The sequence below is a fragment of the Rhizobium leguminosarum bv. viciae USDA 2370 genome, from assembly GCF_002008365.1.
In the GTDB taxonomy this organism is placed as follows: domain Bacteria; phylum Pseudomonadota; class Alphaproteobacteria; order Rhizobiales; family Rhizobiaceae; genus Rhizobium; species Rhizobium leguminosarum.
This window is the reverse complement of sequence record NZ_MRDL01000007.1, coordinates 82,883-104,046: the sequence shown is the minus strand read 5'-3', so window position 1 is coordinate 104,046 and position 21,164 is coordinate 82,883. Positions and strand designations below refer to the sequence as shown.

General features: G+C 61.5%; 21 protein-coding genes. 8 read left to right on the top strand and 13 right to left on the bottom strand.

Annotation, left to right across the window (positions count from 1 at the left end):
- Positions 1-28 precede the first annotated feature (28 nt).
- The 8 genes from BS629_RS03425 to BS629_RS03390 form a co-directional block, all read right to left on the bottom strand.
- Positions 29-520, bottom strand: a complete 492-nt coding sequence (locus tag BS629_RS03425) for a F0F1 ATP synthase subunit B (RefSeq protein ID WP_018245009.1) — start codon at positions 518-520, stop codon at positions 29-31.
- A gap of 3 nt (positions 521-523) precedes the next feature.
- On the bottom strand, positions 524-1,147 hold the full coding sequence (locus tag BS629_RS03420) for a F0F1 ATP synthase subunit B (protein WP_018245008.1): 624 nt from the start codon (positions 1,145-1,147) through the stop codon (positions 524-526).
- A 77-nt stretch (positions 1,148-1,224) separates the two neighbouring features.
- Positions 1,225-1,452 carry a F0F1 ATP synthase subunit C gene (locus tag BS629_RS03415; protein WP_003545854.1) on the bottom strand — a complete coding sequence of 76 codons (228 nt, stop codon included), beginning with the start codon at positions 1,450-1,452 and terminating at the stop codon, positions 1,225-1,227.
- Between the two features lie 67 nt (positions 1,453-1,519).
- Positions 1,520-2,272: a F0F1 ATP synthase subunit A gene (locus BS629_RS03410; RefSeq protein ID WP_018245007.1), complete on the bottom strand. Its 753-nt coding sequence runs from the start codon at positions 2,270-2,272 to the stop codon at positions 1,520-1,522.
- 62 nt (positions 2,273-2,334) lie between these two features.
- Positions 2,335-2,673, bottom strand: coding sequence for an AtpZ/AtpI family protein (locus BS629_RS03405; protein WP_012756239.1), 339 nt, complete (start codon positions 2,671-2,673; stop codon positions 2,335-2,337).
- A gap of 271 nt (positions 2,674-2,944) precedes the next feature.
- Positions 2,945-4,156, bottom strand: a complete 1,212-nt coding sequence (locus BS629_RS03400) for a cell wall hydrolase (RefSeq protein WP_018245006.1) — start codon at positions 4,154-4,156, stop codon at positions 2,945-2,947.
- Positions 4,157-4,309: 153 nt separating this feature from the next.
- Complete coding sequence (locus tag BS629_RS03395) at positions 4,310-6,208, bottom strand: potassium transporter Kup (RefSeq protein ID WP_018449360.1); 1,899 nt, start codon at positions 6,206-6,208, stop codon at positions 4,310-4,312.
- 18 nt (positions 6,209-6,226) lie between these two features.
- Positions 6,227-7,204: a magnesium transporter CorA family protein gene (locus BS629_RS03390; protein WP_018449361.1), complete on the bottom strand. Its 978-nt coding sequence runs from the start codon at positions 7,202-7,204 to the stop codon at positions 6,227-6,229.
- Positions 7,205-7,243: 39 nt separating this feature from the next.
- On the opposite strand from BS629_RS03390, the gene BS629_RS03385 reads away from it, so the two are divergent.
- Positions 7,244-7,480, top strand: a complete 237-nt coding sequence (locus BS629_RS03385; protein WP_018245003.1) for a hypothetical protein — start codon at positions 7,244-7,246, stop codon at positions 7,478-7,480.
- Positions 7,481-7,598: 118 nt separating this feature from the next.
- Here BS629_RS03385 and BS629_RS03380 read toward each other — a convergent pair whose 3' ends face one another.
- From BS629_RS03380 to BS629_RS03370, 3 genes are all read right to left on the bottom strand, one after another.
- Positions 7,599-8,765, bottom strand: a complete 1,167-nt coding sequence (locus BS629_RS03380; protein ID WP_018245002.1) for an Mrp/NBP35 family ATP-binding protein — start codon at positions 8,763-8,765, stop codon at positions 7,599-7,601.
- Between the two features lie 637 nt (positions 8,766-9,402).
- A complete protein-coding gene (locus BS629_RS03375; RefSeq protein WP_018449364.1) occupies positions 9,403-10,137 on the bottom strand; it encodes a LuxR family transcriptional regulator in 735 nt (244 codons plus the stop codon).
- A 253-nt stretch (positions 10,138-10,390) separates the two neighbouring features.
- Positions 10,391-11,188 carry an IclR family transcriptional regulator gene (locus tag BS629_RS03370; protein ID WP_018245000.1) on the bottom strand — a complete coding sequence of 266 codons (798 nt, stop codon included), beginning with the start codon at positions 11,186-11,188 and terminating at the stop codon, positions 10,391-10,393.
- A gap of 108 nt (positions 11,189-11,296) precedes the next feature.
- Here BS629_RS03370 and BS629_RS03365 point away from each other — a divergent pair, with 108 nt between their 5' ends.
- From BS629_RS03365 to BS629_RS03345, 5 genes are all read left to right on the top strand, one after another.
- Positions 11,297-12,064, top strand: a complete 768-nt coding sequence (locus BS629_RS03365) for an SDR family NAD(P)-dependent oxidoreductase (protein ID WP_018244999.1) — start codon at positions 11,297-11,299, stop codon at positions 12,062-12,064.
- Positions 12,064-12,981: a 2-dehydro-3-deoxygalactonokinase gene (locus tag BS629_RS03360; protein ID WP_018244998.1), complete on the top strand. Its 918-nt coding sequence runs from the start codon at positions 12,064-12,066 to the stop codon at positions 12,979-12,981. Before BS629_RS03365 ends, BS629_RS03360 begins: the two co-directional genes overlap by 1 nt.
- Before the next feature lie 13 nt (positions 12,982-12,994).
- Positions 12,995-13,636 carry a 2-dehydro-3-deoxy-6-phosphogalactonate aldolase gene (locus BS629_RS03355; RefSeq protein ID WP_018244997.1) on the top strand — a complete coding sequence of 214 codons (642 nt, stop codon included), beginning with the start codon at positions 12,995-12,997 and terminating at the stop codon, positions 13,634-13,636.
- The gene (locus BS629_RS03350) at positions 13,633-14,520 is read left to right on the top strand and encodes an SMP-30/gluconolactonase/LRE family protein (RefSeq protein ID WP_018244996.1); all 888 of its coding nucleotides are present in this window, start codon (positions 13,633-13,635) and stop codon (positions 14,518-14,520) included. The genes BS629_RS03355 and BS629_RS03350 overlap by 4 nt, the downstream gene beginning before the upstream one ends.
- A 233-nt stretch (positions 14,521-14,753) precedes the next feature.
- Complete coding sequence (locus BS629_RS03345) at positions 14,754-15,359, top strand: PRC-barrel domain-containing protein (RefSeq protein ID WP_018244995.1); 606 nt, start codon at positions 14,754-14,756, stop codon at positions 15,357-15,359.
- A gap of 53 nt (positions 15,360-15,412) precedes the next feature.
- Here the strand turns inward: BS629_RS03345 and BS629_RS03340 are convergent, their stop codons facing one another.
- Positions 15,413-16,777 carry a putative bifunctional diguanylate cyclase/phosphodiesterase gene (locus BS629_RS03340; protein WP_018244994.1) on the bottom strand — a complete coding sequence of 455 codons (1,365 nt, stop codon included), beginning with the start codon at positions 16,775-16,777 and terminating at the stop codon, positions 15,413-15,415.
- Positions 16,778-16,903: 126 nt separating this feature from the next.
- Entirely contained in the window at positions 16,904-18,625 is a 1,722-nt protein-coding gene (locus BS629_RS03335) for a response regulator (RefSeq protein WP_018244993.1), read from the bottom strand.
- A 183-nt stretch (positions 18,626-18,808) separates the two neighbouring features.
- Between BS629_RS03335 and mutL the strand changes: the two genes are divergently transcribed.
- Together mutL and BS629_RS03325 are read left to right on the top strand one after the other, a co-directional pair.
- Complete coding sequence (gene mutL, locus BS629_RS03330) at positions 18,809-20,608, top strand: DNA mismatch repair endonuclease MutL (protein WP_018244992.1); 1,800 nt, start codon at positions 18,809-18,811, stop codon at positions 20,606-20,608.
- 171 nt (positions 20,609-20,779) lie between these two features.
- A complete protein-coding gene (locus BS629_RS03325; protein ID WP_003588271.1) occupies positions 20,780-21,010 on the top strand; it encodes a DUF2093 domain-containing protein in 231 nt (76 codons plus the stop codon).
- The last annotated feature ends 154 nt before the right edge of the window (positions 21,011-21,164 follow it).

Sequence of the window (21,164 nt, the reverse complement as noted above, 5' to 3'; positions counted from 1 at the left end):
CCTTTCCTCTCAATCTTTTTCGAAGCGCTCAGTTGAGCCGCGTCTTGACCTGGCCGACGGCATTGCCGAAGAGCTCGGACTGAACCTTGGCATCGGCCTGCTTGGCAAGCACGGTTTCTGCGGCGGCGATCGCCAGATCGACAGCAGCGGAACGTACCGCCTTCATCGCTTCGGCCTCGGCCTGCTTGATCTTCTGCTCGGAGAGCGCCGTGCGATTGGTGACGAATTCTTCCGTCTTCTTCTTCGCTTCAGCAGTCAGCATTTGGGCTTCACGCTCCGCGGCGGCAACGATATGGGCCGCCTCGGCTTCCGCTTCCTTGCGCTTGCGCTGGTATTCGGCGAGCAGGTGCTGGGCCTCTTCGCGCAGACGCTTGGCTTCGGCCAATTCGTTGCGGATCTGGTCGGCGCGGTCGTCGAGCGACCGTGCCATCATGCCCGGAACCTTCAGGTAAACGACCAGCGCCAGGAAGAGGACGAGGCCGACAAAGGCGAAGAAAGTCGCGTCAAAGGCAAATTCCATCGATCAAGCCTCCTTCTTGGCAGCCGCGACGGCGGCAGCGACATCGGCCTTGGCAACGGTGCCGCCGATCAACTGATCGACAACGGCAGCCGCCGTTTCCTCGGCAATGGTGCCGACGTCGGCGAAGGCCTTGGCCTTGATCTCGCCGATGCGGAGTTCGGCAGCCTTGATCTTTTCCGACAGGCTCGCCTCGACAGCGCGACGATCCTCTTCGGCCTTGGCCTTGGCGGCGTCGCGGGCGGCGGCGCCGATCGCGTTGGATTTGGCGCGGGCAGCGGCCAGTTCACCTTCATAGGTCCGGACGGCGGCGTCGGCTTCCGCCTTCAGGCGGGCTGCCTCTTCCAGATCCTGGGAAATACGCGTGTGACGCTGATCAAGGATGGCCCCGATGCGCGGCGCGATGACCTTTTGCATGAGCAAATAGAAGACGCCGAACGTAATCACCAGCCAGAGCAGCTGGGACGCGAAGGTCGTCGAATCGAAAGGCGGGAAAGGGCCGCGGGCGTGTTCGCCTTCGGCAACACCAGTCTCGGTATGGACCTCGCCTGCGGCCGGAGCGGCGTGCGCATCCGTACCCGTCGCTGCCGCCGGTGCTTCCTCAGCGTAAGCCGGGGTCACAAAAAACATGCTCACCTCCAGGTGGACTGCAAATGCAAAGGATCACGGCTTGCGGTCGCAGGCCGTGATCCATCTATTCGCCGATATCAGACGGCGAAGAGGAGGAGGAGAGCGACGAGCAGCGAGAAGATGCCCAGAGCTTCCGTAACGGCGAAGCCGAATACCAGACGGCCGAACTGGCTGTCAGCGGCAGACGGATTGCGCAGAGCGCCGGAGAGGTAGCTGCCGAAAATATTGCCGAGGCCGAGAGCCGTACCGGCCATACCAAAGCAAGCCAGGCCTGCACCGATGTACTTTGCTGCTTCCGCTTCCATGTTGAACTCCTTTGAAATGGTTGTTGCGGCGAATGACTGACGCCCTTTGACGTCGATGTCGTTATCCTTAGTGCCCGCCCGGATGGATTGCGTCGTTGAGGTACATGCAAGTCAGCACCGCAAAGACGTAAGCCTGAAGGAAGGCGACGAGGAACTCGAGACCGGTCAGGGCGACGGTCATGATGAGGGGAAGAACGGCGCCGCCGACACCGACAGCACCAAGGGCTCCGAGCGAGGCGACGAAGCCTGCGAACACTTTCAGTGTGATGTGACCGGCGAGCATGTTCGCAAAAAGACGAACAGAGAGTGAAATCGGACGGGACAGGAAGGAGATGATTTCGATCGTGACGACCAGCGGCAGCAGAACGCCCGGCACGCCCGAGGGCACGAAGACATTCAGGAAGTGGAAGCCGTGCTTATAGAAACCGTAGACGAGAACCGTACCGATAACCAAGAGCGCCAGCGCGAACGTGACGATGATCTGGCTGGTGACCGTGAAGAAATACGGGAACATACCGAGCAGGTTCGCCGTCAGAACGAAGGTGAAGAGCGAAAAGACCAGCGGGAAGAACTTCATTCCCTGCTTGCCCGCGCCTTCCTTCAGCATGTTGGCGATAAACTCATAGGACATTTCCGCGACCGACTGCGAACGGCCCGGCACGATGGCGCGGTTCGAGGTCGCGAAATAGAGGAAGCCTACGGCAACGGCAGCCGAAGCGGCCATGAAGAGCGATGCATTGGTGAACGAAAAATCAATTCCGCCGATTTCGATCGGCACAATCTTCTGGATCAGGAACTGATGAGTCGGATCGTTAGACACCGCTTGTTCTCTCTCTTTGGCCCGCAGGACGCGGGGTCATTGCACTGGACCGGAACCGGTCCTTATTTCTTGTCGTCCTTGTCGTCCAGGGGATGGGCCACCACCCCCGCAGAACGCAGCACGTTCAGAACGCCGGCACAAAATCCGAGAAGCAGAAGAACAATCAAACCCCAAGGCGCCGTGCCAACAAAACGGTCGAGGAGATAGCCAAGGAGAGCACCGACGACGATTGCGGAAATGAACTCGCTGGAAAGCTTCATCGCCTGGGCATAACCTTTGCGGCTTACCTCGGCGCGGGCTTCCCTAGCCTCATCTTCTCCCGTCTCGACGCCCTTGGTCGCGAGTTTCGCTCCCAATTGCGCACGGCGCTTTTCAAGACTTTCCTCGCGGTCGTCCGCCATGGATCTCTCCTCGTCTGCCCGTCGCCCGCACTCCCGCTACCCCGGTCATTCGGACCCCGGACACGAAGGTTGAGACCCTTCCGGCCCGTTCTGAAGTCGCGCGCAACATAGTTTTAGGGATTAGCATAGTCAAGGCGTAGACAGCTTCTGTCCAGCGAGAAAATAATTCTATCAAATCAAAGAGATAAATCGACTCCGGATCGATCGCGCAAATTCGACGGAAAGAATCCGCTTTTCCGGGCCGGAAATCTGCTTGCCCAAGCGATTTATCTCAACTCCAGCCGCCGCCATAGGTGCGATAGAAGACGTGAAGACCGATGCGACCGACCTTTTCCATGGTCTTTGCCCATTTCGGTCTGACATAGACGGCATGATAGTGCGTCGCCGAGCCCACCTGCGGCAGCCAGATCTTGCCTGATGTCACCGCCATCGCCACATCGCGGGCGACTCGCCAGTGATATTCCGAGTTCACCCTGTCCTTGATGCTGTCGCAGGCGAAGGAAAACTGGCAGCGATTGCGCCAGTCCTCGTTCTGGTAGACGACGCCGCAGATGGTCTTCGGATAAGAAGGGTTGCGGACGCGGTTGAGGATGACCTGGGCGACGGCCGCCTGGCCCTTCACCGATTCTCCCCGTGCCTCGAAATAGATGCCGGAGGCGAGGCACTGCTGTTCGCGGGCAGAAAAGACGCTCGGTGCCAGCACGCTTGCGGCCCAGGCATGATCGCGCGGGCCGATCTCCGGAACGAAGCGGCCGCTGTCCGGCTCGGCCAGGATGGAATCGAAGGGCGATTGGCGGGCATAGTCAGGTGTTGCCGGCGCATAGGCCGTGGCCAGCACATCGGCCTTGTTGCTGGTGACGAGGCTTGCGAGCATTGCCGGCACGCCATTATCGGTCACAACAGGCTGCGTCTTATAGAAAGATGTGGCGATCTGGATTTCCTTGCCCTGGATCTTCGGCTTGACGAAGGCCGACCTGTCCTTGAGATCGAAGCTCGGGGTGAAGAGCATCTTGGTGCGCTCGAGGATCGAGCCGGCGGAAAAGTCCTTCGGCGGCTGCATCTTCTCGACAGCGACGACGCGGCCCTTCTTGGTGCTGCGATTGACCCGATCCTCGTCCGGCGTGTCCTCGTGGCCCTTGTCCTTGGTGGTAAAAGCGACCTTGCGGCCATCGGGCAGCACCATGCCGGCACCGGCGGAGATCGAACCCGTCACCATCGGCTCGGCGAAGGCGAGTTCGGCCTGGTGGATGGAGCCGGCCGGCGAATTGGTCAGCACCATGCGCCAGTTCTCCCCCTCATGATCGAGGCCGGCGAGCATGGCGGCCAGATCGGCATGAGATGCGACGCTCGGGAAAATCAGCCAGCCGGCAAGACCGAAGATTACGGGCGACACCCAATTCTCGGGAATGAGACGCAGCTTGCTACGGGAAGGGCTCTTTCGACGCAACACGGACTCCGGGCATGGAACGCGGGAACATTCCATTGAAAATCTCGCATTAACCTTGACGTCCGGTTAACAGGCCGTGCCGGAATGTGCCTAGGGGCAGATCAGCACAACCCGAAGGGATGCGTGCTGTCGAAATACCCGCGGCTTCTCCCCGTCGACACGGGGAGAAAGGCCGGCGGCGAAGCGCAATCAAATAATAACGTGCGAGCCCAGTTCCACCACGCGGTTGGCCGGCAGACGGAAGTAGTCCGAGGGATTGGCAGCGGCGTTGGCGAGGGCGATGTAGAGCCGGTCCTGCCAATAGGGCATGCCCGACTTGGCGTCCGGCACCAGCTTGCGGCGGCCGAGATAGAAGGAGGTCGACATGATGTCGAACTTCAGTCCTGTTTTGCGCAGCGTCGCCAAGGCCTGCGAGACGTTCTGCGATTCCATGAAGCCGAACAGCAGCTCGACGCGGGAGAAACGCTCGGAAATCTGCTCGACCTTGTAGCGGTCGTGGCTTGGGACGCGCGGCTTGTTGATCGTGCGGATCGTTAGGATGACGTTGCGGTCGTGGAGCACATGGTTGTGCTTGAGATTGTGCAACAAGGCGGCGGGGGCGGATTCCGGATCGCTGGTCAGGAAGATCGCCGTACCCGGGACCTGGGCCGGCGAATGTTCGCTCTTGCGCTCGATCGAGCTGACGAAGGAGGCGAGCGGAATATCGGTATGGCGGGTCTTCTCCATCAGGATCGCCGTGCCGCGACGCCAGGTCCACATGACGACCGTAAAGGCGGTGGCGATCATGATCGGGATATAGCCGCCGTCGTGGATCTTCAAAAGGTTGGCGCCGAGGAAGATCATTTCGAGCACGACCAGCGGCGCAAGCGCGATCACCGCGACGGGAAGCGACCAGTTCCAGCGGGCGCGGACGAATTCGAAGGCCATGATCGAGGTGACGACCATGGCGCCGGTGACGGAGATGCCATAGGCGGTCGCCAGCGCGTCCGAAGTCTTGAAACTCAGCACCAGGAAGATGACGCCGATGAACAGCACGGCATTGACCGACGGCACGAAGATCTGCCCGGTATTGGTTTCCGAAGTGAAGAGGATTTCCATCCGCGGCAGGAAGCCGAGGTTGATGCCCTGACGCACCATCGAGAAGGCGCCGGTGATGACCGCCTGGCTGGCGATGATCGTCGCAGCGGTCGCCAGGATAACGACCGGCAGCAGCGCCCATTTCGGATACATCAGATAGAAGGGATCGGACATCGTCATCGGATTGCCGAGAACGAGCGCCCCCTGCCCGAGATAGTTCAGCGTCAGCGCCGGGAAAACCAGCAGGAACCAGGCCCACTGGATCGGGCGGCGGCCGAAATGGCCGAGATCGGCATAGAGCGCCTCGGCACCCGTCACCGTCAGGAAGACGGCGCCGAGCACGACGACGCCGTAGAAGCCCTCATGCAGCAGGAAGCTGACGGCATAATAGGGATTGAAGGCGGCCAGGATGCCGTAATCGTCCGAGATATGGGAAATGCCGGCGGCAGCCATGACGAGGAACCAGACGGCGGTGATCGGGCCGAAGAACTTCGCGACGGCGCCGGTGCCGCGCGATTGCACGACGAAGAGCAGCGCCAGGATCACCACCGAGATCGGCACGATATATTCCGCGAGGCTGGGTGTGACGAGCTTCAGACCCTCGACGGCCGACAGCACTGAAAGCGCCGGCGTGATCATCGCATCGCCGAGGAAGAGGGCAGCACCCATCAGGCCGAGCAGCATCAGGATGGCGGTATGGCCGTTGGCGGTCTTCATCAGCAGGGCAAGCAGCGACAGCGTGCCGCCCTCGCCGTCGTTGTCGGCGCGCAGCAGGAAGAGCACATATTTGATGGTGACGATGATCGTCAGTGCCCAGATCATCAGCGAGATCAGGCTGATGACTTCAAAACGGGTGACGCCGTCATGGGCCACCGGCTTCAACGCCTCGCGAAAGGCATAGAGCGGGCTGGTACCGATATCGCCGTAGACGACACCGACGGAACCCAGCCCGAGATAGAACAGCTTTCGCGGCGTCATATGGCGTTCGTTCGGATGGCTCTCTTCGGACATGAAGTTGCAACAGGCTCCTTAGAGCCAGCCTTTCCAGCGGAAAAAGAAGAAGGGGATGACGGCGGATATCACCATCAGGGCCAGCGAGTAGGGATAACCCGCGACCCAGGTCAGCTCCGGCATGATCTGAAAGTTCATACCATAGATGGAGGCGACCAATGTCGGCGGCAAGAACACCACCGAGGCAATCGAGAAAATCTTGATGATCGAGTTCTGCTCGATGTTGATCAGCCCGAGCGAAGCATCGAGCAGGAAGGTGATGTTGGCGGCGACGAAGGAAGCATGCTCCGACAGCGACTGGATATCGCGCGAGACGGTGCGGCAGAGCTCCTTCGCCTCGCGGTCCTGCTGGATCGCCGGGATCGTGTGAAAGAACGTCAGCAGGCGCGCAAGCGAACCGAGACTGTCGCGCACCTTGCTGATCATCCGGTGATGGCCGGCAATATCGCGCAGCTTCTCCTCGAGGTAGTTCGAGGGCTTGCGCACCTTCCTTGCCCGGTCGCCGAAGACATGTGTCGACAAGATGTCGAGGCGCGAAACGGAGATTTCGAGGATCTCGGCGGTGCGGTCGACGATCGTCTCCAAGAGCTTGGCGAGAAGGGCGGCACCACTGCGCCAGTTTTCCGGCAGCCGGTGGAGCGCGGCAATGAACAGCGCAAAGGATTTGGGATGAGCGTAGCGAATGGTGACCAGGCGGTTTCCGGCCAGGATGAAGGCGACATCGGTCAGAGTCGGTACGTCGGTGTCAGCCTTCCAGAGCAGCGAGGCGGTCATGAAGACGGCGTCGTTTTCGACATAGAGACGGGCGGAAGGCTCGATATCCTTGAGATCGTCGCGGGTCGGGACCTCGATGCCGAGAATTTTTTCGACATAGAGCTCCTCGTCGCGGGTCGGCTCGATCATGTCGATCCAGACGACATCCTCGGGAAAGGAGGCGGCATGCGACAGATCGCGGATCTCGACCGACTTGCAATTCGAACAGTAAGCGGTAATCACCGGTAGTCTCTCCGGCTGCATCCAACCTCAAAGGCCGGCATGCGCATTGTGCTCAACCGCATCGCAGTTCCCAATCCTTCGATCGACAAGACAACTCCGAACTTGCAGGCGGGCCGCCTCTTCGAAACGAAGACGACCGTCATTGAGCATCTGCAGCAAAACGCCATCATGGCGCCGCGGCATATGAAGCAAAGCCGTGAAATAATCAAGACATCTTCCGTGAAGCGCGGCTTTTCACCACGTTTCCCCCACAATTTGGGGTATCCGCCGCGGTGATTCGGCTCGCTCAAGCACCGTCGTTATCCCGGAACCGCTGCACACTTCCGGGCGACATGCATTATTCCTTATGCATGTCGTTATCCCGGAACCGCTGCACACTTCCGGGCGACATGCATTATTCGAAGACGATCATCGGCGCCGGGCGCTGGGACTGGCCGGCGATCTGATCCCAGACCTTGGCGGCGATGCCGCGATAGATGCCGGCGACGACGCCGTTCGGCTCGGAGGCGACCAGCGGCGTGCCGGCGTCGGAGGTTTCGCGAATGTTCATCGTCAGCGGCACTTCGCCGAGGAAGGGCACGCCGATGCGCTCGGCCTCCCTGCGGGCGCCGCCATGGCCGAAGATGTCGTAGCGGGTGCCGGTATCAGGAGCGATGAAATAGCTCATATTCTCTACGATGCCGAGCACCGGCACCTCGACCTTGCGGAACATGTTGAGGCCCTTGCGGGCATCGATCAGAGCGAGATCCTGCGGCGTCGAGACGATGACGGCGCCGGCAAGCGGAACCTGCTGGGCCATGGTCAATTGCGCGTCGCCGGTGCCGGGCGGCATGTCGACGACGAGGACATCAAGTTCGCCCCAGGCGACTTCGCGCAGCATCTGCAACAGCGCCGACTGGACCATCGGCCCGCGCCAGATCATCGCCGTCTCCTCATCGACAAGGAAGCCCATCGACATGACCTTGAGGCCATAATTCTCCATGGGATTGATGATGCGGCCGTCGATCTGCGTCGGGCGGCCGGATATCTTCAGCAGTCGCGGCATCGAGGGACCATAGATATCGGCATCGAGAATGCCGACGCGAAGACCGTTGGCGAGCAGCCCGAGCGCGAGATTGACGGCGGTGGTCGATTTGCCAACCCCACCCTTGCCCGAGGCGACGGCGATGATGGCGCCGATGCCAGGCACACCGATCTTGCCGGCGCGCGGCGGCTGTCGAGGGGCGTGGGCATGGCTCCCATGATCGTGGCCGGGATGACCGTGCGGCGGGTTCGGCGCAGGGCGGGCAGCCGGAGCGGCGGCGGCCGCCTTCTTGTCCGCGGTCAGTGTGACGAGGGCGCCCTTGACGCCCGGCATTTCCTTGATGACGCGCTCGGCAGCGAGCCGCATCGGCTCAAGCTCCTTGGCGCGGTCGGCCGGAACTGTGATCGAGAAATAAACCTTTCCGTCGGAGATGAAGACGTCGGAGACCATGCCGAGCGCGACGATATCGTGCTCGAGATCCGGTCCACGCACGGTCTTCAGCGTTTCGAGAACCTGTTCCTTGGTGACGTCGGTCATTCCACCCTCACTGCTTTTTCTTGCAGACTACAGCGCCGCGCGTCTTTCAAGACGCGCAAAGGACGCTGTAGCACTTTGAATTGCTGCATGATTTCAGCCTTGATCGAAATCGATCAAGGCTGAAATCATGCAGTAGAGATAGTGGAGACGGAAGCCTTCGCCAAACAAAATCATCGGGAAGAAAATCGATTTGACGGCGTGCCAAAAGAGCGCCGGGGAATTGGCAATCCGTTGCGGCCATCAAGTCCGCCGGGCTTTCGCCCTGATGGCCGCAACGGTCTCCCCGAGAACCGGCGCAATCCGGGGCGAACTAGAGCAAGCCGAGCAAAAGGCCAGTGAAAAGTGAACCGGGAAGAGGAAATCGCAAACAGCTGCGAAAGAAGCGGTGCCAAAACGCAACAACCGCCGCCGACACCGAAGGGCCGGGAGAAAGCGGCATCGGCGTCGGGCAGCGGTGTGTCGGCCGCGCCATTTCCTGGCGCTGGTCTCAAAGTCCCCTCTGGACCTCTCGCAAAACGAGATGCAGAAAGCGTGCCAGATGGAAAATCAGCGCAAAAGCGCTTGGGACAGCTCGCCACCGGGAAGGACTTGCCTATGCGCTGGGCGGCTTCGAAAGCATTCGGTTGTTTTTTGCAACTTATTTGATCAAGCCAATGCGCAGCGCCTTGGCGACGGCCTGGGTGCGGTTCACCGTGTCGAGCTTCTTGGTGGCGCGGTTGAGGTAGTGATTGACCGTGTGCTCGGACAGGGTGAGGATTTCGGCGATTTCGGCACTGGTCTTGCCGGCCGCCGTCCAGTTGAGGCAATCGATCTCGCGGTCGGTCAGCGTGTCGGTGATGCGCGTATCGAGGTTGCGGATCTCGGCAAGCCTGTCGAACACATGGATGGCGATATAGCAGAGTTCGCGCATCTCGGCCGGGCTGAAGGGTTCGCGGTCGCCGGCGAAAGAGACGGCGCCGCGCAGTCCGGAGGGCTCGTGCGTCGGAAAATAGGCGCCGCGCATCATCTTGAAGCGCTCGAACAGGGAGGCGACGAGGATGGACTTGCCGTCGTCCCGCGACCAGTTCTGTCTTGACATGTCGTAGAAGAAGGGCCGCGCAGATGTTCTGAGGCGTCTGAGGACCGGGCTGTTCACCATCAGGCCTTCCTGGTCGTAGAGAGCCAGAAGCTCGGCCGGCCAGCTGGTGATGACAGTGCTGCCCTGAAGATCGAAGGAGGTGATCGGCGGCAGGTTGAGGACCATGAAGGCACGGCTGCGATAGGCTTCCGTCACCCGTTTCATGAAACGGAAAATATCGAACTGGGTCTTCAGGCCCGCTATTTCCTTGATATAATCGTCTTCTTCCGTGGATGTTTGCGACAAGGGTGCCATCACATTTCTTCATCTTCGGCACAGCGGCCGGCAAACCGTTTGCGAAACCTGCCCGCTATGGGTGTTTCGATTGCATCGGGGAACGACGATCGCTGGTTGGAATCGGCTTCAGCGTTGAGCGTTCGGCCGGTGACTGGTTGTAGATTTCGCGGACCGTTCTAGTTGTGGTGATTCGTCGGCAAATCTCAATATCGCGCTCATCATAAGCATGCTCTGCGATTGCGTCCAGCAGCGGGCTGATTGCAATTTTCTCTCAACGGCGCGGACCGAGACGGACGCGCATGCCTTCCATGATCCTCGCAGCCGCCAGTTGAACCGGAACGGCCCATTGGTGCAGAAGTTCCATCGACAACCGATAGGCCGGGCCGGTAATCGAAATACCCCCCATAAAGGTCCGATCCTCCGACCAGACCGGTGCGGCGACGCAGCGGATGCCGGCCTCATGCTCCTCGCGGTCGAAAGCATAGCCCTGATCGGCAATCTCGCGGATTTCGGCAAGCAGCGTTTCGGCCGAGACATGGGTCGAGGCGGTAAAGCTGGTGAAGCTCAGGCCGGCGACGAGATCGACGAGGCTTTCGGCCGGAAGCAGCGAAAGGGCGGCCTTGCCGACGCCGGTGCAGTAGCAAGGCGAGGCATTGCCGATCTGAGAATACATGCGCACCGGCTGTCGGCCTTCGACCTTGTCGAGATAGATGATCGACTGGCCTCTCAGAACGCCGAGATGCACCGTCTCGCCGGTTGCCCGCTGCAGATCGGCAAGGTGCGGCTCGGCGATCATGCGGAATTCGTTGCGCGCCCAGCTGCGCGCGGCGAAATCGAGCAGGCGCAGGCCGGGCGCATAACGGCCGTCGCCATCGAGCTCGAGCAGCCCTTCCTCGACCAGATGGCTGAGCTGGCGATGCAGCGTGCCGCGCGGCTGGCCGGCGAGAGCCAGAACATCAGTAAAACGCAGCGGCGCATCCGCGTGGGTGACGAGATCGAGCAGAACCATCAGTTTGCCGAGCGTGCCGGTCTCACGTGCCTGTGCTGCGCCGCCGCCGTTTGAATCCATTGCCTCATCCACCCTTGACAGAAAGGCCACTGTAATTCGATAATTCCATATAGTCAAATTAAGTTCCAAATAATGGAACAACGATACGGTCGGGAGGCGACGGTGACCATGATGCCAGCAGCACAATTTCCCGAGTTCAAAGACCGAGCCGTGCTGGTGACCGGCGGCGGATCGGGCATCGGTGCTGCGATCGTCGAAGGTTTCGCGCGCCAAGGCGCCAAGGTCTCGTTCATCGATATCGCCGAGGCTGCCGGCCGCGAACTCGCCGAAAGGCTGTCGCGAGAGACCACGCATCCGGTCTCCTTTCACCATGCCGATCTGCGCGACATCGAGGCGATCCGGCGCACGGTCGATAGCGTCATTGCCAGCTCAGGGCCGATCCGCGTGCTGGTCAACAATGCCGCCTGGGACGACCGCCATGAATTCGACGCGGTGACCGAGGCCTATTGGGACAACAACCAGGCGGTCAACCTCAAGCATGTGTTCTTCACCTCGCAGGCAGTCGTGCCGTCGATGCGGGTGGCCGGCGGCGGGGCGATCATCAATATGTCGTCGATTGCCTTCAAGCTGAACATGGGCGGCTTTCCCGCCTATGCGGCAGCCAAGGCGGCGGTCGTCGGGCTGACGAAGAGCCTGGCGGGCAGGCTCGGGCCGGAGAACATCCGGGTCAACTGTATTCTGCCCGGCATGGTCGTCACCGAGCGGCAGATGCAGCACTGGCTCACCGAGGAGAGCATTGCTCGCTCGGTCGAGGACCAGTGCCTGAAGGTCGCGCTCAAACCCGATGCGATCGTCGGTCCCTGCCTGTTTCTTGCATCCGACTGTGCGGCTGGAATGACCGCCCAGTCCCTGATTGTCGATGGAGGCGTTCTGTAATGGCAAATCCCGCTTATGTCGCGGTGGACTGGGGCACCAGCAGCTTCCGCTTGTGGCTGATGGGTAGGGACGGCACCGTCCTTGCCGAACGCCGCAGCGGCGAAGGCATGACGAGCGCGGCAAAGACCGGCTTTTCCACGGTGCTTACCGGCCATCTCTCAGCCATCGAGGCGCCGGAAAACCTGCCGGTGATCATCTGCGGCATGGCCGGCGCACGGCAGGGCTGGGTCGAGGCCGGTTATATCGACGTGCCGGCGCCGCTTGCCTCGATCCTGACCGGGGCGGTCTCCGTACCAGGCGAAAGCCGCGACATCCGCATCCTGCCGGGCCTTGCCCAGCGGGACATGGCGACGCCCGACGTCATGCGCGGCGAAGAAACCCAGCTTCTCGGCGCGCTCGGCCGCGCAAGCTCCGGAGCGCAGGCGGTCTGCATGCCCGGCACGCATTCGAAATGGGTGCATGTGACGGACAGCAAGGTGACCGGCTTTTCGACCTTCATGACCGGCGAGCTGTTCGACGTCATCAGCAAACACACGATCCTTTCGCATGCCGTTGCCGGTGCGGCAGAGCAGCCGGCGGATGCGGCAGCCTTCGAGGCCGCCGTCTCGGCCGCTTTCGCGCGCCCGGCCCTTGCCTCCAACCTGCTGTTTACCGCCCGCTCCGGCCAGCTCCTGCACGGGATTTCTGCCGCAGCGGCGCAAGCCCGGCTATCCGGCACGCTGATCGGCCTCGAAATCGCCGGCGCGCTGCAAGATGCGGCAAACGGCACCGACATCACCCTCGTCGCCTCAGGGCGCCTGCAGGCGCTCTACGAGCAGGCCTTCAAAACCCTCTCCCTTGCCTTCACCGCCATCGACGCCGACGCCGCCGTGCGCCGCGGGCTTTCGGCTGCCGCCGAAGCCATCTGGCCGAATTGAGAAAGCTGACACGATGAACCGTATCCCCTTCCCCGACATGAAGCGCCCGCTGATCGCCATCCTTCGCGGCATCCGGCCTGACGAGACCGAAAGCGTCGTCGGTGCTCTGATCGAAAATGGCCTGACGGCGATCGAGATCCCGCTCAACTCGCCGGAGCCGTTCAAATCCATCGAGATCGCCGCGAAGATGGCACCGGCCGACGTGCTGATCGGCGCCGGCACGGTGCTAACCGTCGAGGCGGTCGACAGCCTGCATGCGGCCGGCGGCAAGCTGCTCGTCACCCCGAATGTCGAGCCCGAGGTGATCATCCGGGCGCGCGACTACGGCATGGTGACGATGCCGGGCGTCTTTACGCCGACCGAGGCGCTGGCAGCAGCGCGCGCCGGGGCCACCGGTCTCAAATTCTTTCCGGCCAGCGTGCTCGGCCCTTCCGGCATCACGGCGATCCGGGCAATCCTGCCGCCGGAGCTGATGATTGCCGCCGTCGGTGGTGTGTCGGATAAGAATTTCGGCGATTATACCAAGGCCGGCATCTTCGCCTTCGGCCTCGGCACCAGCATCTACAAGCCAGGAATGACCGCATCAGAGGTTGCCGAGCGCGCCAAGGCGACCATTTACGCCTATGATGCAGCCATTGGGAGCGTGAACGTATGACCGATATTTATGAGTTCGAGGGCAAGACACTTTGCAATACCAATTCCGTTCTCGGTGAAGGCCCGACCTATGATCCGGACAGCAATACCGTCTGGTGGTTCAACATCCTCGGCAAGGAACTGCACGAGCTCAATCTTTCGACGGGCGCGAAAAAGGTGCATCCGCTGCCTGTCATGGCGAGCGTGCTTGCCCGCATCGACGCCGGGCGGCAGCTGATCGCGACGGAAGAAGGGCTTTTCGTGCGCGACGTCGCAAGCGGCAACCTCACCTTCTACGCCGCGCTCGAAAACGACAGGCCGGAAAACCGTTCGAACGACGGCCGCACGCATCCTTCCGGTGCACTCTGGATCGGCACGATGAGCAAGCGGGCGGAAAACCAGGCCGGCGCCATTTATCACGTCGCTAGCGGCAAGGTGACGAAGATCTTCAACGGCATCAGCATCCCGAATTCAATCTGCTTCTCGCCTGACGGCACGATCGGTTATTATACGGATTCCCGCATCAATCGGCTGATGCGCGTCATGGTCGATCCATTGACCGGCCTGCCTTCGGGCGAGCCGATCGTGCTTGTCGACAGCATGGACGACCCCGGCGACATCGACGGCTCGGTGGTCGATGCCGACGGCTATTTGTGGAATGCGCGCTGGGGCGCCGGCGTCGTCGACCGCTACAGTCCGGACGGCCTGCGCATCTCGCGCTACAAGGTTCCTGCCGTCCAACCATCCTGCCCTGCCTTCATCGGCGTCAATGCCGACCGCCTGGCGGTAACGACCGCCTGGGAAGGGCTGGATGAGGATGCCCGTTCGGCGCAGCCCAGTGCCGGCGCGCTGTTGGAACTCGGCATCGAGGTCAAAGGCGTGTTCGATCCCGTCTACGTGATCTGATCACGGGGTGATCAGAGGCCATCAGAGGCGCTCCCGACCGGGGCGCCTTTTCTCGTTTTAGCGGCGGTTCTTCGATAAATGTTCCGTGAAAATCGAGAAATTTTCCGTGTTTTCAACCGGAACCAATCGCTCCACCAGTCATTTTCCCTTCGAACCGGCGCGGCAACGAGACCTGAGAAACAGGTGTTGCCGCGCCAGCGAACACTCTAGGGAAAAACAAAGGTAGGTTCGAAATGACACGCAAACTTCTGACGACCGTTGCCGCTGGCGCACTGTTTGCCACGGCTTTCGTACCGGCGGCATTCTCGCAGACAGCCCCGCAGCCTGCGGATCCCGCTGCTCCGACCCAGGCGGCCCCCGCCGATCCGGCAGCACCGAAGCCGATGACGCCTGACGTCACCAAGCCCGCAGGCGATGCCGCACAGGCTCCGGCCGCAGCACCGACGGCAGATACGGCTCAGGCCGGCTATCTGACGGAACAGTCTCCGGACCAGGTCAGCGCCAACACCTATATCGGCCAGTCGGTCTATAACGGCAACAATGAAAGCATCGGCAGCGTCAACGACCTGATCCTGAAGAAGGACGGCGGGTTTGTTGCTGCAATCGTTGGTGTCGGCGGCTTCCTCGGCATTGGCGAAAAGAACGTCGCCGTGCCGATGGAAAAGATTACCGTCGCGCAGAACACCCAGGACGGCAGCGTCAAGCTGACGACCAGCGAAACGTCTGAATCGCTGAAGGCCGCACCTGAGTTCAAGACGCTGGCAATGCTGGCGGCCGAAAAGGCTCCGGCTGCGACCGGTACCGACACCACGGCAACCGGCTCGACCACGCCTAAGTAATCCGTGCGCGGTAGTATAGCGTAGGCGATGGCGCTCCCAGGGGCGCCATCGTTTTACGCGCTGACACGCTCCATCACGGTCGGATCATAATAATTCTCGTGCAGGAAGCGCAGCGTCGCGATACCGTCCGCCGGACGGCCGAAATGATAGCCCTGGCCCATGCCGCAGCCGAGCGTGCGCAACTTCACCGCCTCGGCATAATCCTCGATACCTTCCGCCACAACTTCCAGCTCCAGGCCCTCGCACATGGTAAGGATCGCTTTGATGATGTGTTCGGAGGCGCGATCGGAATTGATGCGCGAGACGAAGGCACGGTCGATCTTGATCTTGTCGAAGATGAAGTCGCGCAGGCGCCCGAGGCTCGACTGACCGGTGCCGAAATCGTCCAGCGAGATGCGCACACCGGCGGCACGCAGATCAGCGATGATGCGATGAGCTGTATCGGCCGAACTCATCACCGCGGTCTCGGTGATCTCCAGCTCCAGGCGATGCGGATCGAAGCCGACGCGCCCAAGGATCGACAGGACGCTGCTGCTCGTGCCCGGATCCATCATTTGGGCCGAGGAAAGATTGAACGACAGAAAGAGTTCGCGCGGCCAGGAAAGTGCTGCTTCGGCAGCTTTACGCAGCAACGCCTCCGACAGCGCGTCGATGAAGCCGCGCTCTTCGGCGAGCGGCACGAAGACGCCGGGCGACACGAAGCCGAGATCGGGATCGTTCCAGCGGGCAAGCGCCTCGAAGCCGACGACCTGATTGTTGGACAGCGAGACGATCGGCTGGAAATGCACGTCGATCGCATCCGAGATGATGGCGTTTCTGAGCGCCTGCTCCAGCTGCGTGGCGCGCTTCATTTCCTGCGCGATCTCGCGCGAATAGACGGTGATCTGGCCGCGACCGCGGCGCTTGGAACGGTAAAGGGCGGTCTCGGCGCTCTTCAGCAGTTCCTCGCAATCCTCTCCGGCGAACGGATAGATGGAGAAGCCGAGGGAAGCGGAGAGACGGACGTTGCGGTCGCCGAGGTCATAAGGGGCCGATAGCACCTCGCGGATCATCTGGCCGAATTTCTCGGCGCTCGCCCGCTCGAAGATCAACGGCAGCACGAAGGCAAATTCGTCGCCGTCATGGCGGGTCACAAGCGCACCATCAGGAATACAGGCCCTGAGACGATGGGCGACCTGGCAGAGGATTTCATCGCCGGCTGTCGAGCCGAACAGATCGTTGATCGGCTTGAAACTGTCGAGGTTGACGATGCCGATGGTGAAGGGGGCCGGATCGCTGGCGCGCTCGGAAGAGATTTGCAGGACCTTCTCCCGCATGCGATTGCGGTTTCCCAATCCGGTCAGCGGATCGGTATAGGCCATCGCCTGAAGCTCATTCTGACCCACGGTCAAGAAAGCTATTTCCGCCGATTTCATCATGCAAACCCGAGCTTCCCCCGCAGCCATGCAAAAGAATGACCGGCATGTCTTAACAATTCGATAGGAAATCAGCGGCCTCTGCCGCCTGAAACGCCCAAATTCTAGGGAGTTGACGGGTATCGCCTTCTAGTTTCGCGCCCGCATAGGTTCGTCCATCAGGTACTTCTGAAACACCGTCTCAAGCATATCGGGGCTGACGGGTTTCATGATGACGTCGTCCATGCCTGATTTGACGCATTCGGCGCGGTCGCGCTCGAAGGCCTGGGTGAGCACGCCGATGATCGGAGTGCGGGTGCCGCCGCCGGTTTCCTCCATCTGCCGGATGAGGCGCGCGGCCTCGAAGCCGTTAAAACCGGGCAGGGAAATATCCATCAGCACGATCTGTGGCCGGTGCTCGGCCCAGAGGCGCACGGCCTCGTCGCCGGTCGCTGCCAGCATATGGCGGTAGCCGAGGCCTTCGAGGATCTGCGAGAAGACGATCTGGTTGATGTCGTTGTCTTCGGCCACGAGAACCTGCAGGCCGACCACATCGTCGGAAATGCTGATTTCCCAATCGGTATCCGAACCGGCAGCACTGCGGCTGTTGCGATTGAAATGGCGGGCGATCTGGAATGTGAGCTCGTTGGCGATCTGGAAACCGTCCATGACGAGCGCCGGGATGCCGCATTGCTCGGCGAGCTCGAGGCAGCGCATGCCCATCTGGTTGTCGATGATCAAGAGATCGAGCGAGATGCCGGAGGAGGTGGCGATCTCCAGGAACCGCTCCTCTTCGTCCTCGCCGCGGACCGAGCAGGATTCGAAGCCGTATTTCGTCAGCGTCCGCAACGCGGCGGTCTCGGCTGCGAGGTCGGCAGTGACGACGAGGACCTTGCGGCCGGAGAAATTCTCCGGAACGATCGCTTCCATCGCCGCCGGTTCGCGCCGCTCGACGCCGGTTGGTACCGGCACATAGGCCCGGCGGTAGCTTTGATTGCTGGAGGCGGTGATCGCGGACGCTTGGCCGAACTCGTCGAGATCGGCGCCGTCGCGCGGCAGGTCCTGCATGGTCGATACCAGGAAATAGCGGCCGGGTTTGCCGATGCGGTGCTTGCGGCTGACGATGTCGCGCTCGATGCCGTCGCGGGAGATCTGACGCTGGCGAGAGACGGACATCTCGCCGGTCTCCAGTACGTGGCGGTCGCTCTCCTCGAAACGCTTGGCGATCTCCTCTGAAAAAAGATCACCACTCTTGCGCCCGAGCACCTCGTCGGCGCTCGTTTGATATTTCTCGCAGAAGGCGAGATTGACCGCGACATAGGTGAGGTTGCGGTCCTTGACGAAAAGCGGAAACGGCAGATTGTCGAGAATGTCCTCGGTCAGCTGCACGCGCTCCAGATCGGAGCGCCATTGCTCTTCGCGCTTCTTGTTTTCGGAAATGTCGGAGATGATGGTGACGCCGTAACCACCCGGCAGCCTGCGCTTGACGAAGCGGACCCAGCTATCGGCGCCGTGGCGCTCGACGGCGTCGAAGCGCTCACGCCAATGCGAGGCGATTTTCTGCGACAGCCAGTCCTCGCGGCTCAGCGAGCCGCCCTGCCTGACATCATATTGCTGGCGAATGCCGGTGTCGTACATCGCACCGAGGAAATCGCGAAGCCGCGTGCCCGGCTTCAGCATTTCGGCGGGCAGCGGAAAGAATTCGAGGGTCTGGCGGCTTGCGAAGATCAGGTGATCGTTCTTGTCGTAGATGATGAAAGCTGCGGAAAGGCTGTCGCACACCACATCGAAAAGCGCCGTCTGCAGATCGGCCTCGGCGGGAGACCCATCGATTTCTGATGATGTGTCCGCCTTTTCGAAGCCGGCACTCATTCCATTGCGTCCCACATCTGTTCGATTTCACAGCTTCCGGAAGTATGTGATTAGAAATGCCATTTTTATGTTAAAACCGGCTTAACACTAGCCACCCCCAAATTCGGAGACGGCGGTGATCACGCTTTGGGAAAGCGCATCGAAAGCCCTTCCCTCCGGCCCGCGAATCCCCGAAAATAGCCCATGGCCATCAGACAGCTTTCCGAAACTCTCATCAACCAGATCGCCGCCGGCGAAGTCATCGAACGGCCGGCGAGCGCTGCCAAGGAACTGATCGAAAACGCGCTCGACGCGGGCGCGACGCGCATCGAAATCGCCACGGCTGGCGGCGGCAAGGCGCTGCTGCGCGTCAGCGACAACGGGTCGGGCATGGACGCGGCCGATCTGGAACTGGCGGTCAGGCGCCACTGCACCTCGAAGATATCGGAGACGCTCGAAGATATCCGTACGCTCGGCTTCCGCGGCGAGGCGCTGCCCTCGATCGGCTCGGTCGCGAGGCTCAGCATCGCAAGCCGCAAGCGCGACAGCACCGGCGGCCACGAGATCGCCGTGATCGGCGGCAAAATCGCGCATATGCGGCCGGCTGCCGCCAATCCCGGGACGATCGTCGAAGTGCGCGACCTGTTCTTTGCCACACCGGCCCGGCTCAAATTCCTGAAGACGGAGAAGGCCGAGGCCGGCGCCATTACCGAGATCGTCAAGCGCATGGCGATCGCCTTTCCGGCGGTGCGCTTCGTGCTGTCGGGTTCGGACCGTACGACGCTGGAATTCCCGGCGACCGCCGACGATCATCTGGCGCGCATGGCGCAGGTGCTCGGCAAGGAATTCCGGGACAATGCGATTGCGCTCGACGCCGTGCGCGAAGAGATCTCGCTGACCGGCTTTGCCGGCGTGCCGACCTTCAACCGTGGCAACTCCGCTCATCAATATGCCTTCGTCAACGGCCGGCCGGTGCAGGACAAGCTGATCCTCTCGGCGATCCGCGGCGCCTATGCCGAGACGATCCCATCCGGACGCTATCCGGTGGCGGTGCTGTCGATCACGCTCGATCCCGCTCTCGTCGACGTCAATGTGCATCCGGCAAAATCCGACGTGCGGTTCCGCGATCCTGGCCTGGTGCGCGGTCTGATCGTCGGCGCCATCCGCGAGGCCTTGGCGCGCGACGGCAGCCGAGCGGCAACGACCGGTGCGAGCGACATGCTGCGTTCCTTCCGCCCCGGCTTCCAGCCGAATAGCCAGCGGCCGCAGGGCGGATGGTCGGCCGAGACATCGCCCTCCCGGCCCTTTCAGCCGACAACGGGTTTCGGCGAGCGACCACAGGCGTCCTTCGACGGACTTTCGATGCCGACGGCGCGGGCCGAGCCACAGTTTTCGCCGCCGTCAGCCCCCGAACCAAACGCACGGTATCCGCTCGGCGCGGCGCGGGCGCAGATCCACGCCAACTATATCGTCGCCCAGACCGAGGACGGGCTCGTCATCGTCGACCAGCATGCCGCGCATGAGCGGCTGGTCTTCGAAGCAATGCGCAAGGCGCTGCACTCCAAGCGGCTGGCCTCTCAGGTGCTGCTCATCCCCGAAATCATCGACATTCCGGAAGAGGATTGCGACCGGTTGATGCAGCATGCGGCCGAGCTTTCCGAACTCGGCCTTGCGATCGAGCGTTTCGGCCCAGGCGCTATTGCCGTGCGCGAGACGCCGGCAATGCTCGGCGAGGTCGATGCGCATGGGCTGATCCGCCAGCTTGCCGACGAGATTGCCGAATGGGACACGGCGTCGGGCCTATCGGCCAAGCTCGAATATGTGGCGGCGACCATGGCCTGCCACGGCTCGGTGCGCTCCGGACGGCGGCTGCGACCGGAGGAAATGAACGCGCTGCTGCGGGAAATGGAAGTGACGCCCGGCTCCGGCCAGTGCAATCACGGCCGGCCGACCTATATCGAATTGAAGCTCAGCGATATCGAGCGGCTTTTCGGCAGAAGCTAAAAAAGCTGGAAAAGCAACCCTTTCGGGAGTATGGCAGACTAAAGCGTGTCGCGATCTTTCAGATTCGCTTGCCACGCTTTAGGTCTTTGGTGTTCCGCATGTCGTGATCGCAAAACCGCGGCACACTTTTGCGCAACATGCTTTAATGACAGACTGCAGGGAACGGAGCGCATGAATTTGTTCGAAGGACACGGAAACCGCGAAGCGAAGATCCGGTATCTCGATGGCGATTTCCAGATTCTCTCGCCCGGCTCCTATGTCGTCTGCGCGATGACGGGAAAACAGATCCCGCTCGATGAATTGCGCTACTGGAGTGTTGCCCGGCAGGAGCCCTATGCCGACGTGATCTCGGCGATCGAGGCCGACAAACGCGCCGGCGTGCTGCCGAACCAGCGGCGCTAAAGCGTCGCGCGCCTCACCATCGATAACGATCAGCCAAGGCTTTGCTGAAGGCGTGCTGGCCGTCCCGATAAAAGATTGAAATCTGGGCACAACGAGCGGTCACCCGCCGGCCCGCCCAGCGAAGGACGGACCGTTTGCGTGATCCGATCCCCAC

Excerpts from the sequence above, each read along its gene's own strand:
- BS629_RS03420 (WP_018245008.1), bottom strand. The coding sequence starts at position 1,147 with ATGTTTTTTGTGACCCCGGCTTACGCTGAGGAAGCACCGGCGGCAGCG.
- BS629_RS03345 (WP_018244995.1), top strand. The coding sequence starts at position 14,754 with ATGACACGCAAACTTCTGACGACCGTTGCCGCTGGCGCACTGTTTGCC.
- BS629_RS03325 (WP_003588271.1), top strand. The coding sequence starts at position 20,780 with ATGAATTTGTTCGAAGGACACGGAAACCGCGAAGCGAAGATCCGGTAT.
- BS629_RS03350 (WP_018244996.1), top strand. The coding sequence starts at position 13,633 with ATGACCGATATTTATGAGTTCGAGGGCAAGACACTTTGCAATACCAAT.
- BS629_RS03400 (WP_018245006.1), bottom strand. The coding sequence starts at position 4,156 with ATGGAATGTTCCCGCGTTCCATGCCCGGAGTCCGTGTTGCGTCGAAAG.
- BS629_RS03375 (WP_018449364.1), bottom strand. The coding sequence starts at position 10,137 with ATGGCACCCTTGTCGCAAACATCCACGGAAGAAGACGATTATATCAAG.
- BS629_RS03385 (WP_018245003.1), top strand. The coding sequence starts at position 7,244 with ATGCGCATTGTGCTCAACCGCATCGCAGTTCCCAATCCTTCGATCGAC.
- BS629_RS03335 (WP_018244993.1), bottom strand. The coding sequence starts at position 18,625 with ATGAGTGCCGGCTTCGAAAAGGCGGACACATCATCAGAAATCGATGGG.
- BS629_RS03365 (WP_018244999.1), top strand. The coding sequence starts at position 11,297 with ATGATGCCAGCAGCACAATTTCCCGAGTTCAAAGACCGAGCCGTGCTG.
- BS629_RS03370 (WP_018245000.1), bottom strand. The coding sequence starts at position 11,188 with ATGGATTCAAACGGCGGCGGCGCAGCACAGGCACGTGAGACCGGCACG.
- BS629_RS03425 (WP_018245009.1), bottom strand. The coding sequence starts at position 520 with ATGGAATTTGCCTTTGACGCGACTTTCTTCGCCTTTGTCGGCCTCGTC.
- BS629_RS03405 (WP_012756239.1), bottom strand. The coding sequence starts at position 2,673 with ATGGCGGACGACCGCGAGGAAAGTCTTGAAAAGCGCCGTGCGCAATTG.
- BS629_RS03380 (WP_018245002.1), bottom strand. The coding sequence starts at position 8,765 with ATGACCGACGTCACCAAGGAACAGGTTCTCGAAACGCTGAAGACCGTG.
- BS629_RS03355 (WP_018244997.1), top strand. The coding sequence starts at position 12,995 with ATGAACCGTATCCCCTTCCCCGACATGAAGCGCCCGCTGATCGCCATC.
- BS629_RS03360 (WP_018244998.1), top strand. The coding sequence starts at position 12,064 with ATGGCAAATCCCGCTTATGTCGCGGTGGACTGGGGCACCAGCAGCTTC.
- BS629_RS03395 (WP_018449360.1), bottom strand. The coding sequence starts at position 6,208 with ATGTCCGAAGAGAGCCATCCGAACGAACGCCATATGACGCCGCGAAAG.
- BS629_RS03340 (WP_018244994.1), bottom strand. The coding sequence starts at position 16,777 with ATGATGAAATCGGCGGAAATAGCTTTCTTGACCGTGGGTCAGAATGAG.
- mutL (WP_018244992.1), top strand. The coding sequence starts at position 18,809 with ATGGCCATCAGACAGCTTTCCGAAACTCTCATCAACCAGATCGCCGCC.
- BS629_RS03415 (WP_003545854.1), bottom strand. The coding sequence starts at position 1,452 with ATGGAAGCGGAAGCAGCAAAGTACATCGGTGCAGGCCTGGCTTGCTTT.